Here is a 15188-nt window from a genome sequence, read left to right on the forward strand (position 1 = left end):
CTTCCTTTCTCAATCATAAATCTACTCAAAATTTCAAAAAACAAATCTAAAGGAGGAACGAGGAATCTCCACGAGTAGCTCTACAAAGATTGTCGATTTAGATTGTCGAGTTTCTTGCAGAGATTCCTCGTTCCTCGGAATGACAAAAATGAAGATTATGATAGTGAAAATGGATATTAAATTTTCAAAACAAAAAACCTCAACTATCTATTTTTTATATTAGTCTGTATCGTTATTTTTACTTTCTAATAAATCATCAAGCAAATCAAATTCGCCTTAAACTTATCGTTATGTTCAAAAAATCAACTTTTGCTATTCTTCTTCTTTTAGTTCTAAATTCATGTCTCGTTCAGCGAAAAAGTTTAGAAATAAACGATTGGTATGCTTTTACAAAATCTAATACAGCACAACAAGAACCATCAAAAGTATATGAGTTCACAGACGGAATGATTCGTATGCACGGTGAAGACCCGAGTTGTTTGATGACCAAAAAAAGCTATAAAAACTTTGAGCTTGAGCTTGAATACAGATGGAATCTTGACGAAAAATACAAAATGAAAGGTGTAAAAAACAGTGGCGTTATGTATAATATTCCATTAGACGCCTCTGACAGAATCTGGCCAAAAGGAATTCAATTTCAAATAAAAGAAAACGTTACTGGAGATTTTATTTTTTTAGATCAAGTTACGGCAAAAGTAAACGGAAAATTGGTCGAAGCTGGCGCAAGTGTGGTTTCTCCTAAGTTTTTAGAAAACGAAAAACCGTATGGCGAATGGAATTTGGTTGTCATTAAATCTTTAAACGGAAAAATAAAGCAATATTTGAACGGAAAACTAGTAAATGAATGCACTGAAGCTTCTTCGACCGAAGGTAAAATTTCTTTGAATTATGAGCGTTCTCCAATTGATTTTAGAAATATCCAGATAAAAAACATTTCTAAGGAGTAAAGATTTAGTCGAAAATCTTATGAAAAAGCTAACATGAGAAACTTCATGAAAAACATAATCTTGATTTGCTCTTTGATTTTTACAGTTTGTGTTAATGCGCAGAAATATTCTGAAAACACATTTTTAAAAGTTTCAAAAAAAATAGAACCTCAAAAACTTATTGAAACTAAACTTGTAAGGAGTAAACTACCCAAGAAAAAACCAAAATGTATTACTTATCAATGCAATACTAATTTAAAAACCTCATTCTGCAATGATGATTCAGATGAGAATTATGTCGAATTTCAGGAATTAGGTTATATCATGAATACTGACATTTTTGTAATAAATAAATTTACTTACAACGAAGAATTTTATATCCTGCTAAACAAGAAAGAGTGCAAAAGCTTAACTTTAGATGGATTTCCTCTAAAAATAGAAAACACTAACTTTTCTATCGTTTATAATGATCCATCAACTGACCAAAGAAAAAAAATAGAAATCCTTAAAATGGAAAATGGAAAAATGAGCCAATTTGGCAAGATTGTTTTTCCTGAGAAAATCAAGCTTAAAAAGTTTATTCGTTTAGACTCAAATGAGGTTTATATTCTTGATGAAAAAAATCAACTTTGGAAAACAATAATTTCGAAGTAATTTTTCGGCTAAAGCCATTCCCTTTAAAACACAAAAACCTCCAGTTAAAACTGGAGGCAATTTAATTTACTCATTTATTTAAATGAACTTATATTTCTTATATGGTTTTAGAATTTAGCTGTTTAACAACTCAATTATCTTATCCACATTAATCTCACTATAATCATTAATATAAAAATCGCATGGCGGAAGTTCTTCTTTTGTATGCGTACTCAAAACGCCAACCACCTTCATTCCCGCATTTAATCCTGCAGAAGCACCCGAAAAAGAGTCTTCAAAAACGACACAATCAGAAGGAGAAACACCAACACGCTCTGCCGATTTCAAATATACTTCGGGATTTGGTTTATGAAATTTCACATCTTCACTAGACATCATAGAATCCATTTTGTCTGCAATTTTCAAAGTATTTATGATCAAATCCAGATTCGCACGTGGCGCCGATGTTGCGACCGCCGTTTTAAATCCGCGTGATTTTAATTCGCTTAAAAAATCTAAATAATACGGAATCGTATCGACTTTGTCTTTGTAAATCTCACGAAACATTCCTTCTTTTTCGTCTTCTAGTTTTAGAAGTTCTTCTCCTGCAATCGGGCGTTTGAAAAAATGCGTCATGATATAACTATTGTGTTTTCCGTACATATGTTCTTCAAATTCTTCTTTCGTGTACGGAATATTATATTTATCGAAAAACTTTTTAAAAGCGATTACATGATGCGGATTGGTATGTGAAATCACACCATCCATATCAAAAATTACACATTGCTGTTTCATTTTATTTTTTTGTTTTTTAACGAGTGCAAGATAGGGGAATAAAGTGTTATTCCACAGAGATTCACGGAGGTTTTTCGCGGAGATTCGCTAAGATTTTGTTTTAATCTCGCAAAGTCGCAGAGGCGCAAAGATTTATTTTAAAGCCACAGATTAATAAGATTTAAAGGGTTTTCTTTCACGCAGATTCTGCAGATTTTTGCAGATTTAATTTTAATAATTTTCTACGCTGATCTGCTTAAATCATTTAAAATCTGTGTGAAATAAAACTTTGCGACTCTGCGTCTTTGCGCGAATAATCAACAAAGATTGGTAAAAACTTGAAACATTAAACCTGAAACAAAATCTCTACCCAATCCAAATCTTGCTTTTAACCAAAGTCATAGTTTGTCTCAAATGCTGATTACACGCAATTAGAATAATCAAAACCAGCAAACCATAACCAACAACCGTATAAATCTCCATATCGGCCAGTAAAGTCGCTTGTTTGGCAACTGTTCCGAAGACTTTTTTCAAGGCTAAAGTATTCGCATTATCTGCAGAATAACCTTTTGCCATAAAACTTTGTGTTGTTGAAGCAATAGTTTGTTGCGCTTCCGGGTTTTCACTGGTTACAAACTGACTTAGTTTTAAAAAGTGTTTTTTATTAAGAAAAACGACCGCATTCTGCATCACACAAAAACCAATCGTACTTCCCCAAAAACGTCCGGAAACCCCAACAATTCCCGAAGAAACCGCCATTTTTGCAGGAACCGATGATGTGGTAAATAAGATGAGCGGAACAAATAAAAACCCAACACCGATTCCTTGCAAAATATAGGGAATGATAATATCGCTCAGCGCAACATCTGGCACAAAAAGAAACGTAAACCAGAAGTGGAAAATAGCAATGAGCGTAAAACCAATTATAAAAATGATTTTGGTTGAAACGGATTTCATCAGAAAATAAGCCGCTAAAATCAAACCTATTACATTTCCTAGTCCGTTAATGTATTGCACGCCCGCAACGCGCGATGGATCCCAATTCCAAATGGAGAACATTGCTGAGTGACAAAGACTCAACGTAGCTCTGCTGATGTAAAAAAGGAAAAACAGTAAAAACCCGATTCGGAGGTTGGCGTATTTAAAAACTTCAAAATCAAAAGTGGGTCTTTTTACTAAACGTTCTTTAAATATGAATAAACCACCCGTAATCAAGGCAATCATCAACATCAGAACCATTTCAGAAGAATCAAACCAGTATTTTTTCTCCGCATACACAAAAAAGTAGGCACCGCAAAGAATGGCAGTTAAAACCAAAAAATAACTCATCCAGTCGATTTGATACAACGGAATTTTCTTTGTGATTCGGTGCCCACGAAAAGTAACTAAGATTAAAAAGACATTCAAAACCTGTAATCCACCTGAAACATAAAGCATGTATTTCCAGTCGTAATGATCCAGAAACCAAACCGCAATGTTCATAATAAAAGGCGTTGACAATAATAGCGAACCGTAATAAAACGAAAAACCAATTATTATGGCGTTTTTCGAATTAAACTGCTCGATCAACAATTGTCGGATTGTAATTACCGGAAGCGCCATCAAGATTCCTTCGGCAATTCTCAGCATTAAAAAAAGATAAAAATTGGTGATATATGCCGATGAAACAATCGTAATCCCAATTAAGGAATAAACAGCCATTAGGTAATTTTTTGCCGGAAAAAAACTCGAAAATCGGCTTTCTATCAAAATCGTAGCCAGCAAAGTTCCATACGTAACGCACATCGCAAACTGCAAATCTTCGGGCTCAATGTCCAGAAAACTTGCTGCGTAGGTGACGTTTGAAGTATAAACTCCCAATAAAATCATGGAATGCAAAAGGCAGACAAACAAAATTGTAATGATTGCCCATTTTGGAACCCAGGATTTAAAAATACTTTTATCTTCCATTTTAGTGTGCTGCGATCACAGTGATATTCATTCCCGCTCTTAAAAAATCGGTTAGTTTGTCGTTGTCTTTTAATTGAATTCTAACCGGAATTCTTTGCTCAATTTTAACGAAGTTTCCGGTTGCATTATCCGGAGGAAGAAGCGAAAATCTAGCCCCGCTTGCTGGCGACAACGAAGCTATTGTCCCCACAAAAGTTTTGTCGCTCAAAGCATCGGCTTTAATTTCAACCTCTTGCCCCACGGTTAAATACTGCAATTGTGTTTCTTTAAAATTGGCGGTAATCCATTTTTCTTTGCTTACAATTGAAAGCAGTGATTGACCTTCTTTTACTAATTGTCCTGGTTGCAACGTTCGTTTTCCAACCCAACCATCATAAGGAGCTGTAATTATAGTGTATGAAAGAAACAAGGCTGCATTATCAGCAACGGCTTGTTTTGATGCTATATTCGTTTGCGTTGTCGGCACATTCGCTTCTGCAACCGATGTACTTAAAGTAGCCGAATGAATTCTGTTTTTCATTTCTTCAAAATGTGCCTGAGCCGACTCGTAATCTGCTTTTACTTTTTCTAATTGTTGTGAAGTTGCTGCTTCATCTTTTACCAAAGCTTTATATCTTTCGTATTCTAGTTTTGTTTTCCACAGATTCGATTTTGCACCCTCTAACTGCGATTCATTAATAGCCGTTGCACTTGCTGTTGTTACTGCATTTTTTTGCGCCACAACATTGTTTTGTTTTGCATTTTGAACATCGGCAAGCGCCACATTTAATTTTGATTGATATTCACGATTGTCAATTACGACCAAAGTATCACCTTTATGAACAAACTGATTTTCGTTAAAACGAACTTCCTGCACATAACCCGTAATTCGTGACATAATTGGCGTTACATATTGCTCAACCTGCGCGTCATTGGTTTCTTCGTGGTTTCTGTTGAACACATAAAACCAAATTCCCAAAATAACACCACTTGCCACAAGCGCGCACGCAATAATTGTTATCAGTATATGAAACGTTTTATTTCTTTTAGTTTCATTTTTTATCTTAACCATCTTTCTTATTCTCTTTTATCTTAGTTCTTTTTTAAAAATCTTTCCTCTTGCTTCTTTCTTCTATCAAGTCTAATATTTAACTCTGAGGCATAATCCCTGCAGTATGAAGCAACTCATAATGTTTTAAAACCGCATCCAATCGGGTAGAAATTTTATTGTATTTCGCCTGAAGCAAAGCATTATCAGCATCAACCATTTCAGTAATTAAAACCAGTTGATTTAAGTATTTCAGTTTTACGATTCGGTAGTTTTCATTGGCCAAATCCAAAGCTTTATCAACTACCACAAACTTTTCAAGGATTTCTTGATATTGCGTATGTTCTTTATACAGTTTGTCCTGAATTTGATCTTTTACAATTTCAGACTGCATTTTCTGCCATTCGATTTTAGTATTTGCCTGATCCATTTTGGTTTTATTTTTATACAAAGACGAAAGGTCAAAAGTGGCTGCAATCCCGACTTGTCCTAAAGTGTACAAATACGGATTTGGCGGAAAAAATTTATAGTTAGGATAATAAAAACCATAATTCCCGAAGAAATGAACGCTTGGCAAATAATTTCCTTTAACCATTTTCAGCTCCGTTTTGCTGATGTCTAATTCTTGGCTTGCAATTCGCATTTCTTCGTTTTGAAACGCTTTATTCATATAAAAATCATATGGATCCAAACCATTCATTTCATCTAAAGCTGACGTTGTGTCGATTGCGATTTCTTCGTTTTCCGGAATCTGAATTAAGGTTTTCAAATCATGAAGCGCAATTTTTATGTTTTTAGAATTTGTAAGCGCGTTCAACTCACGATCTGAAAGCTGTAGTTCGGCACGAATAACTTCATTTTTCGTAACCGTTCCATGTTTTTGAAGTGACTGAACTTCTTTCAAACGGCTTTTTTCTTCTTTGATATTTTCTTCAAAAATCTTCTGAAGTTCCATCATCTTATAAATTGAAAGATAATTTGCTACAACTTCAAGTTCGATGTCATTTTCAGTTTTTTCGGTTTTAATTTTGGCAATTTCGTTTTCTTGGTTGGCAATTTTGATAGCGTTATTAATCTTATTACCTGCATAAATGGGCATTTTAAAAGTCGAATTCACTTCATAAATTTCAGGAATTGCCTTTGTCACTTCTTTCCCATTCAAGAAACCGTCTCCTTTGAATTCGGTAATATTCGTAATTCTGGAATACATCCCGTTCAGTTGCACATCAGGAAGTCGAAGTTCTTTTCTTTCTTTGATGTTTTGCTCTGAAAACGTAACCTCCAGTTGAGATCTTAGGATTTTTTTGTTGTTTTCTTTTGCCAATTTCAAAGCTTCTTGCAATGAAACTGAATGAATTTCCTGTGCTTGTAAGCCACTAAAACCTAAGAAAATTAGAAGCAACAACAGGATTTTGGGAAAACAATCGTCTGTAGAATTTGTTGTTTTAAGGAACATGAATACATAAATATTTTATGCTGCAAAGTTCCTTCATTTTTACGATGACTGATAATTCTAAAAAGTCAATAACGTATTCATTTCGGACAAACGTTAAAATTGCATTTTTCGAAAACGTTATATTAAAACACTGAAAAACAATTTGTTGTAAAATAGATTCTTTTAGGAGGTTTCACGCAGATTTAAAAAGGATTTAAGCAGATGTACGCTGATTTTATTTTTTTTCCATACAAAATCAGTAATTATTTAACACATAGAAACATAGGTTTATTTTAATTGCATAAAAGATTAAAAATAAATGACACATCATTTACGCATAGCTCTATGTGTATTAATACAAAGCGAAGCGTCTTTCAACACAACGAAAAACTATGTTTCTATGTGTTAAAATTATCTGCACGATCTGCTTAAATCTTTTTAAATCTGCGTGAAATAATTTTATTTAACTCGTTCCAAAATCTCCTCACCATTTAAGTAATCAGAAGGTCTTTGGCCTAAAATCTTGAAGAATGTATTGCTGAAAGTTGGAACGCTATTATAGCCAACTTCTTGAGCTACCTCTTTTACAGAAAGTTTTCTTTCTAATAAAAGTTCTATCGCTTTTAAAATTCTTCGAATGGTATAATATTGAATAAAGGACATTTGGAGATCTTTTTGAAACAAGCGATACAAAGAGCGTTCGCTATAACCAAATTCATGAGCAACATCGGCAAATAAAATTGTTTCTCCGAGATTATTTTCGATATAACGTAGAATTTTCCCAAGTCGTTTGTCTTTTGGTTGTGGCAATTCCAACGGTAGATTGTTGGCACAAATTTGCGGAAGAATCGCTTTAATCGCTTTAGCAATAGCAAAATTTGGAGTTCCTTTTTTAAGATCGCCGTTCCATCGATTGGTAAAAAGCATCATTTGCAAGAGTAAATTATTGACCGGATAAATGCCTTCTACTTTATAAAAATCATCTTCGTCTTTTTCTACCGGAAAATATAAATTCCGCATTGTCACACTTTCCGATTTTGGCTCAATACTATGCTCCACTCCACTCGGAATCCAGATAAAATGTCTTGCTGGCAAAAAATAGGTTTTGGTTTCGGTGGTCACGAAAACAACATCGCCCTCAGCATACAACATCTGCGCCTTAACGTGTCTGTGTGGCGGAATGAACAATTCTCCCATCAAATCATGGTGACAATAAATGCTTTTTTTATCGGCATCTACTTTCTTGATGTAATACTTGTCTAGTTTTTGACCTGAATGTTCCATTGAAGTTTAATAAAACACATTTGTGATATTAAAGATAGAGAAAATTAAAATTCCAATATCTGAAATTCCAAATTTCAATTCCACAACGTTTGTCATTTCGACGAAGGAGAAATCTCCGTAAGTAGCTCCGTCGCTATAATCCAATCTTTGTGGAGCTTCTTGTGGAGATTTCTCCTTCGTCGAAATGACAAATCAGAGTGAGTAATACAAAACTTTGTTAAATAACAAAAACAAAAATGCCTTTCCGTTAAGAAAGGCATTTTTAAATTTAAGCGGTCTGGACGGGACTCGAACTTATCAATAAATTGTTAGTAAATCCAATACTTTACAGAGGTTGAAAATTTACAGGGAATGGTCTAGGGGATGTTTCCTGTAAATTTCAATAAAATAACTTTATTAATTATTTATTACTACAAAAGACTATTTACCCACTCCAAAAATACATTTTACACTTATTCCTGTAAGATTTAAGTGTTAATAAACGTTAAAAATGTTAAATTAATCAGCCTTGATTCGGTATTTCGGATTTAAATAAAAAATGCAATTGCCAATAAATCAATTGATTAAGCATTATTTGTAAGATTTATATTTATAATTTAGCCGAAAATTCCGTGAGAGAAAAAAAAGCTTACTAGAGTTTATTAAAAATATAATTAAAAAATACATTTATATGGAAACAAATTATTTTACAGTGAGAGCTGTTTTAAGAACGGACAAAACCCGAAAAGACGGAACTTGCCCAATTCACATTGTATTACAACGGAATAATGTAACGCAAAAATTCTCTTCTTCTGAGTTTATAGAAGAAAAGTATTGGGATAAAAATACCGAACAAGGTATTGGAAAAGGATTTGGAAATCTAAATGCTGTTATTAAAAAAAAGAAGCAAAAACTTGAAGACTTTATTCGGGAAAGTAAAAGCCTTGGTAAATCACTTTCTAAAGATGAGATTTCTAATTTTTGGAATGGAAAATCCGATTCAGAAGATGATCTATTGTTTTCCAAATTTTATGAATCATTTTGTAAAAGACATTTTCTTACTATAAAAGAAAGTACGCAAATACATTATGTAACCTTAGGAAAGAAACTGAAATATTTTAAGCCAAATTTAAAACTCTCAGAAATCGATTATTCATTTATGATTGAATTTGACAACTATTTAATTGAAACTAATAGTGGAAGATACAATATGATTAAGTTTCTGAAAAGGGCTTTGAAAGAAGCGGTAAAATTAGATGTTCTAAAAAACGAATCTTGGAAAGGATTACAGAATGTTTCTCCTAGAATAAGAGAGGAATATTTAACAGTTCCTGAAATTAATCAAATTATCAAATGTGATCTCTCTTTAAAAAAGCATCTAGAACTAACCAGAAATATGTTTCTATTCAGTTGCTATACTGGAATGCGTTTTAGCGATGTTGTTGCTTTGAAAAAAGAAAACTATAAAAATGGAATAATCACTTTAAGGCAAATTAAAACCAATGTAGATTTAAAAGTACCAGTTAATGTTAATGCAAAAAAAATAATCTGCAAATTTTACAATCAAAGAGAAGATGATGAAAACATTTTCCCTACGATAGAAAACCAAACTGTAAATAGATATTTAAAAACAATTGGAGAAATTGCTGAAATAAAAAAGAAACTTCATTTCCATCTTGCTCGTCACACCTTTGGTACTACATTATTAAATAATAATGTAAATGTATTTTATATCTCTAAAATGATGGGACATAAAAAACTAAGTCAAACTTATTCTTATACTGGCGTAGATGTTACTCAGATGAAAAACATAATGAATAATGTAAATTTTAACTCTAAAAACTAAAACAATGGCAAATATTAAAAATTATAACATAAAAATATGTTCCCAAAATTATTATCTAAATGAAAAAGAAATAAAATGGAAGTTAGCTCCGACTAGTAAAACTAAATATAAATTTAGCCATGGCTTGCTTTACCTAACAAAAAAGAAAACTCTATATAAAACTAAATTTTATAATAGCAGTAATAAAAACAAAATATACTACATGCGAATTTATATACTTTTTTCCAAGCATAATGTTTATGGTACTTTATATGTAGAAGGTAATTTGAGCGATTGGTATTACCAAACATCTCTAGGGCGAAACTTAAGTTGTGAAGAATACGAAAATTGCATGAACTTTTTATTATCAGAAATTGAAATTCCAAAAATGGACGCTAAAGATATAGAAGAATCACTCACTTCATTTGAATATGAAAAAACTATACACTATATAACGAAACACAAAGAATTTAAAGATAAAAAAAGACACAAGCGAATTTCTAAAATAAGACTTACATAAATTATAAATCTTTAAAAAACTCATTAAGAGTCAAATTATGAATTGCGAGAACTTTGATTAGGGTCTTAAGTGTAATATTATTACCCTTTTCAATTCTCCAATATTGAACTCGATTAATATCGTACTCGAAGGCAAAGGTTTCATAGCTAGTGAAACCTTTTTCTTTTCTTAATGCTTTAATCTTTTCAGCAATTTGCAGGATTATAGTGTCTATATCTTTGTCCAAATTTTCCATTAAACGAAATTTGACATTTTACCGCATAAAATTTACCTCATAAAATAAACCGCATATAATATACTTTTTATTATTTTAGCTGAAAAGTAAACATATGAAGCATTTAATATTTACAATTTTAATAATTGTTTTCCCCACTATACGAGGTAATTCACAAGTCAACAATCTAAAAGATTTATTAGAAATTTCGGAGCTTAACGCAAAAGAAATGGTTAATGAATTGCAATATACTTGGAAGTTGCAACCTCCTATTCAGGATACATCAGAAAAAGGTTTTGTTACAGAACGATATACTTTTACATTTGATAGAGACAACAAGAAACAAGTTCTAAAAAAGTGTGGCAAGATGGATCTAGACACTGGACAAAAATTTTGGCTTACAAATTTTATTTCTGATGATAAGGATTTATTAAATAGGATTACTAAAAACTTAATCTATCAAGGCTTTGCCTTAAAAGGAAAACCCACAACTAATTCAATGTATGAAGATGGAAATAGAATTGTAACGATACAAACGAAATCTGATAATGACTACCCGTTACCAAAGAATTGTTACTCCATTAATGTGATTATAAACAAAAAAACTAATAGTAGCTATCTATCAGGGAGCAACGAAAGAAAAATAATAGTCCCTGAAAAGACAAACCCTTTAGATAATATTTCTAACTCAAAAAGCAATACAACTAAAAAAATTAGTCTATTGACCAAATTATCCGACTTGCTTCAAATATCTAAAACTTCTTCTGATAAAGTATCTACAGTATTAAATTCTGATTGGAAATTTGTTGAATATCCTAAAAACTTAGAGCCTGTTGATGAATGGTACTCTTATAAAAATTCTGATCAATTAATCGAAAGTTATATGGGATGGGATAATGGAATTGGAAAAGATTTAAGAATAACTTCGTTTGAATTTTCTCAAAAAAAACTATTAGATGAAATTCTTCTTGAATTAAATAATTCCGATTTTAAACTTGTAGAGAAAACCAAAGATTATTATAATTTCGAGAATAACAATAATATCATTGGGATATATTTAAACAGAAAAATCGAAGAAAAAGAAGTCTACAAGATTGAAATATCAACAGCAATTATTAGTAATTTTAAAGGGGTAGCAAAGAAAAAAATATAGACAAAAAATGATGATCAAATTTACTTACCCATTCCTTCCATTTGTAAAAACATTATCGCTTTACAAATCCTTACTAACTTTAATTTATTGGACTTGATGAAAATAGAAAATGATATTACAGAAAATCTTAATCAAAATGAATAAATACAAAATTGGAAACCAGCATGAAATAGAGTTAGAAAAAAAAAGTTTGTAACAAATAACCCCATTGGCTATTAATGGTAAAAACATAAATAAAATGGATACAAATATAAACCCTGCGGTACTTAAAAAAGAGTCATTTGACAATCTCGCTTTTATACTTTCCAATTCTATGAGAGAAGGATATATTGTTAATTCCAAAATTGAACTTTTACTTAAATTTGGATATATTTTGTATTGAATTTGTTTCAATCCGGCATCAATTAACTGATTAAAAGCCATATATGTTATAGTAAAATAATAACAAATAACAGACAGAAAAGAAATCCCCACAAGTAAAACTTTTTTATTTTTTAAATTAACATCAAGAAAATTTATTTCCTTAATTATAGAACAATCAACAAGAAACCAAATAAATATCAAAACAACAGTTGTAAAATAGAAAGTATACATTTGTTTTATACTTGATTTACAATTCTCTATTAATATAGGTTCAATTGCTTTTAATTCCTCCAGAGTAGTTTCATTATTATTAATTGTATTATAAACTTGAGTATTGAAATTTGGACTTTGTTTCATCGATAATTGTTATTAGCTATGACAATTTTAAAAAAAAATAATTCGCTTTATTTTTTAATTTTAAAAATCATCAAACTCTTCAATAATATTCTTAGACTCAATTGGGTTACCAAGACTTACTAAAGCATCAATGATTGTAGCAGGTGGAATTCGATCTTTTGTTTTATAAGCCAATAAATACAGTAATGCTTCGGAGGATAATAGAATAAATCTTTTAATGTCAGTATTCCAAGTTATCTCATTGATAAAACTATCAAAATTAGATTTGAATGAATTACTCACTATTATAAACCCTATTTTCTTATATCCTTCTTTCTGTAATTTTGGACAATAATGATTAATGTATTCCTTAATGGCTCTATCATCAATACCTAAGCTATATCCATTTGTATATGCTTTAGCATCAACTAAAAAAGCAGTATTCTCCTCTCTATATCTAATAATAGCATCAGGATTTCGTCCACTTCCTTGTCCTAATATTTCAACATCAAAATCCAGTTGTTTAAAAATTTCACTTACTAGCTTTTCATAAGCGTTTCCTTTGGATGAAGATGATTTATTTATCTCACTACCTAATTCTATTAACTTTGCTACTTTAGGAATAAGATAATCTGATAAATCAAATGAAGCGTTAACAGTAATTATTTTTTCTTCTTCAATTTCTTTTCCGGCTATAATGTTATGCCCTTCTTTTTTTGGCGCTTTTAAATTTGGTTTATTGGGATTTCCTTTAAAATTCCAAAAAGCATGCTCTGCATCCCAATTAGTTATTTCTCTCTGAGAATGATTTCTTAAAATTTCTTTTATCTCATCATTTAAATCGTAAAAATATTTATATGTATCTACTTGGTTTGCACTTTCTTTCCAAATTTCCAGTTCTGAATAAGCATTAATTAATGAAGTGTATAAAATAGGCCATTTTTGTTCATCTTGAATTTGCCAAAAATAGGATAGAAAATAACTAACCGAACCAGGATTAGGTACTTTTCGTTTATCTTTTGCTTTATTGTAAATAGTTGCACAATGTTTTTCTAATGTCCCTATTTTAGATAATGATTCCTCTATTGATTTAGGTATAGCAATACATTGTTTTAATAATGACGTCAAATTTTCAATATTCGTTTCATTGTTTTTAACTAGCTGGTTAAAAAACATTTGGCCTTTTGTTGCCGTAAATCCCCAAAGATTATTTCGTTTATTATAACTATCTATACTTGTTTTAAATTCATAAATATTCGAATTCCCTTTTTGAAATTCATCGATAATTTTTTTTAATTCAATAATTGCAAAACGTCTTGCTTCATCGATATTAACCAATTCTTTTCCTTTTGCATCAAGAACTATTCTATTTGTTTTGATGTAATTATCCCAAATAGTGTTTACTAATTGTATTTTGTCTTTTGGTATCATAAATCTATGCTGGTTATAAACATATTTAAAAATGTTGGCAATGAACAGTAATCAAATAGTCATAATTTTTCTAATCCAGTTAGCCAACTTTTTAATTCTTCCATAATTTTTAAATCCCTAATACTTTCTAGAGAAGGATTTGGAGGATCATATTTTGTGACAAAAATGTTTTTAATCAGCCAACCTGTAGAAAAGTTATAATTATCTGCTAGATGTTTACGAGAAATCCCCTTGGTGCGACAAGTATTAACGATAATATCTATAGTGCAATCTATTTCTAAAATAGAATCGTTCCCTAATATACAATCCAAATCATCTCCAGCTGATACAAAACCAATTTTAAGCTTATTAATTTGTACAACGCCTAATATATCTCCCTTCGTAAAGTCTATCCCATGATTGATAGCGTGAGGATAATTTGCTAAAATCCAATTTGCAATATCTTTTACTTTTGAAGATTTACCACAATGACTCACACCACGAAGTGTAAACATTTTTTTCATATTACCTTAATTTTTCTAAAATTATTTTTAAAACGTGAAATGCTGCTGAATAGACTTTTTGCGCATCGCGATTTGGAACCAATTCACCATGAAATACTACATTTCGTAACTGATATAGTATCTCAATTAAAGATTTTACAATATTATGTGCATAGCAAGTTGTATTCGAAGTATCTCTTTTTAATCTATAATTATCGCACTGGTAATAATTCTTTGGACTTTCAATAGTATTGGTTTCAATTACAGATATTTTAGTAAAAGGTAATAATTCTTGAAAGTACAATCGTACCTGTGTTTGCACTTGAGCAGATAAAGATTGATAAGCTGGGAAATTTAGTAAATGCTCCATGTCATAATCATTATGAGTATAACTAAAAATACTTGAGTTGTCAGAAAGTTTTTTAACATTTATCTGAAACTGAGTGACGTTACCAATATAGGTTCCATCTGTTCTTCTCAAAAAATATTGGTTTCTATTAAAGGGCTCATTTTTTTGATTTATAGTATTCTTAACCCTTATTATATTCTCAAAATTGATGATACCATCTCTACCTTGTATATTTAGCTCAGCTGTGTGAAAAATTAAGGATGCTAAATAACTTTTAAACTCCATTGAGAGCGAAGAATCTCCTTCCATTAAAGTATTTATTGCATTTCGAACTGTATTAGCATTATTTTTAATTTCATTTATTTTTTCCCTATCTGTTGAAAGTGTTTGAAATGTGTTATTATACCAAGCATTAAAAGGAATCCAAGCTTTTATATAATGCCCAATATAATCAATATCAGATTGTTCAATCCAACGGTTTATGTTTTCTTGACTTATTGTAGCCAT

14 protein-coding genes and 1 pseudogene are annotated in these 15188 nt (G+C 31.0%); 5 read left to right on the forward strand and 10 right to left on the reverse strand.

The genetic code is table 11. From position 1 onward, the window contains the following. Window positions 1-290: 290 nt before the first annotated feature. Window positions 291-947, forward strand: a complete 657-nt coding sequence (locus FND99_RS02325; RefSeq protein ID WP_144336395.1) for a 3-keto-disaccharide hydrolase — start codon at window positions 291-293, stop codon at window positions 945-947. 45 nt (window positions 948-992) lie between these two features. Next, window positions 993-1580, forward strand: a complete 588-nt coding sequence (locus FND99_RS02330) for a hypothetical protein (RefSeq protein WP_144336396.1) — start codon at window positions 993-995, stop codon at window positions 1578-1580. 246 nt (window positions 1581-1826) lie between these two features. Here FND99_RS02330 and FND99_RS02335 read toward each other — a convergent pair. From FND99_RS02335 to FND99_RS02355, 5 genes and pseudogenes are all read right to left on the reverse strand, one after another. After that, window positions 1827-2354: pseudogene (locus tag FND99_RS02335) on the reverse strand (HAD family hydrolase); the annotation flags it as partial. A gap of 345 nt (window positions 2355-2699) precedes the next feature. Further along, on the reverse strand, window positions 2700-4283 hold the full coding sequence (locus FND99_RS02340) for an MFS transporter (RefSeq protein WP_144336398.1): 1584 nt from the start codon (window positions 4281-4283) through the stop codon (window positions 2700-2702). Between the two features lies 1 nt (window position 4284). Beyond that, window positions 4285-5334 carry an HlyD family secretion protein gene (locus FND99_RS02345; RefSeq protein ID WP_144336399.1) on the reverse strand — a complete coding sequence of 350 codons (1050 nt, stop codon included), beginning with the start codon at window positions 5332-5334 and terminating at the stop codon, window positions 4285-4287. Between the two features lie 76 nt (window positions 5335-5410). Then, the gene (locus FND99_RS02350; protein ID WP_246074156.1) at window positions 5411-6712 is read right to left on the reverse strand and encodes a TolC family protein; all 1302 of its coding nucleotides are present in this window, start codon (window positions 6710-6712) and stop codon (window positions 5411-5413) included. Window positions 6713-7204: 492 nt separating this feature from the next. Then, on the reverse strand, window positions 7205-8029 hold the full coding sequence (locus tag FND99_RS02355) for a helix-turn-helix transcriptional regulator (RefSeq protein WP_144336401.1): 825 nt from the start codon (window positions 8027-8029) through the stop codon (window positions 7205-7207). Window positions 8030-8699: 670 nt separating this feature from the next. On the opposite strand from FND99_RS02355, the gene FND99_RS02360 reads away from it, so the two are divergent. Together FND99_RS02360 and FND99_RS02365 are read left to right on the forward strand one after the other, a co-directional pair. After that, window positions 8700-9854, forward strand: coding sequence for a site-specific integrase (locus tag FND99_RS02360; protein WP_144336402.1), 1155 nt, complete (start codon window positions 8700-8702; stop codon window positions 9852-9854). A 4-nt stretch (window positions 9855-9858) separates the two neighbouring features. Beyond that, window positions 9859-10353, forward strand: a complete 495-nt coding sequence (locus FND99_RS02365; RefSeq protein ID WP_144336403.1) for a hypothetical protein — start codon at window positions 9859-9861, stop codon at window positions 10351-10353. A 1-nt stretch (window position 10354) separates the two neighbouring features. Here the strand turns inward: FND99_RS02365 and FND99_RS02370 are convergent, their stop codons facing one another. Further along, window positions 10355-10588 (reverse strand): helix-turn-helix domain-containing protein, encoded by a 234-nt coding sequence (locus tag FND99_RS02370; RefSeq protein ID WP_144336404.1) that lies wholly within the window; start codon window positions 10586-10588, stop codon window positions 10355-10357. Between the two features lie 94 nt (window positions 10589-10682). On the opposite strand from FND99_RS02370, the gene FND99_RS02375 reads away from it, so the two are divergent. Continuing rightward, window positions 10683-11720: a hypothetical protein gene (locus tag FND99_RS02375; protein WP_144336405.1), complete on the forward strand. Its 1038-nt coding sequence runs from the start codon at window positions 10683-10685 to the stop codon at window positions 11718-11720. An 84-nt stretch (window positions 11721-11804) separates the two neighbouring features. On the opposite strand, the gene FND99_RS02380 is transcribed toward FND99_RS02375, so the two are convergent. Genes FND99_RS02380 through FND99_RS02395 form a run of 4 tightly spaced genes read right to left on the reverse strand, consistent with a single transcriptional unit; the run spans window position 11805 to window position 15188 of the window. Continuing rightward, complete coding sequence (locus tag FND99_RS02380) at window positions 11805-12440, reverse strand: hypothetical protein (RefSeq protein WP_144336406.1); 636 nt, start codon at window positions 12438-12440, stop codon at window positions 11805-11807. A 60-nt stretch (window positions 12441-12500) separates the two neighbouring features. Then, window positions 12501-13850: a restriction endonuclease FokI C-terminal domain-containing protein gene (locus tag FND99_RS02385; RefSeq protein ID WP_144336407.1), complete on the reverse strand. Its 1350-nt coding sequence runs from the start codon at window positions 13848-13850 to the stop codon at window positions 12501-12503. Between the two features lie 59 nt (window positions 13851-13909). Next, window positions 13910-14353, reverse strand: coding sequence for a hypothetical protein (locus FND99_RS02390; protein ID WP_144336408.1), 444 nt, complete (start codon window positions 14351-14353; stop codon window positions 13910-13912). A 1-nt stretch (window position 14354) separates the two neighbouring features. After that, window positions 14355-15188 carry a hypothetical protein gene (locus tag FND99_RS02395; RefSeq protein WP_144336409.1) on the reverse strand — a complete coding sequence of 278 codons (834 nt, stop codon included), beginning with the start codon at window positions 15186-15188 and terminating at the stop codon, window positions 14355-14357.

The organism is Flavobacterium daemonense, assembly GCF_007341385.1.
GTDB lineage: Bacteria > Bacteroidota > Bacteroidia > Flavobacteriales > Flavobacteriaceae > Flavobacterium > Flavobacterium daemonense.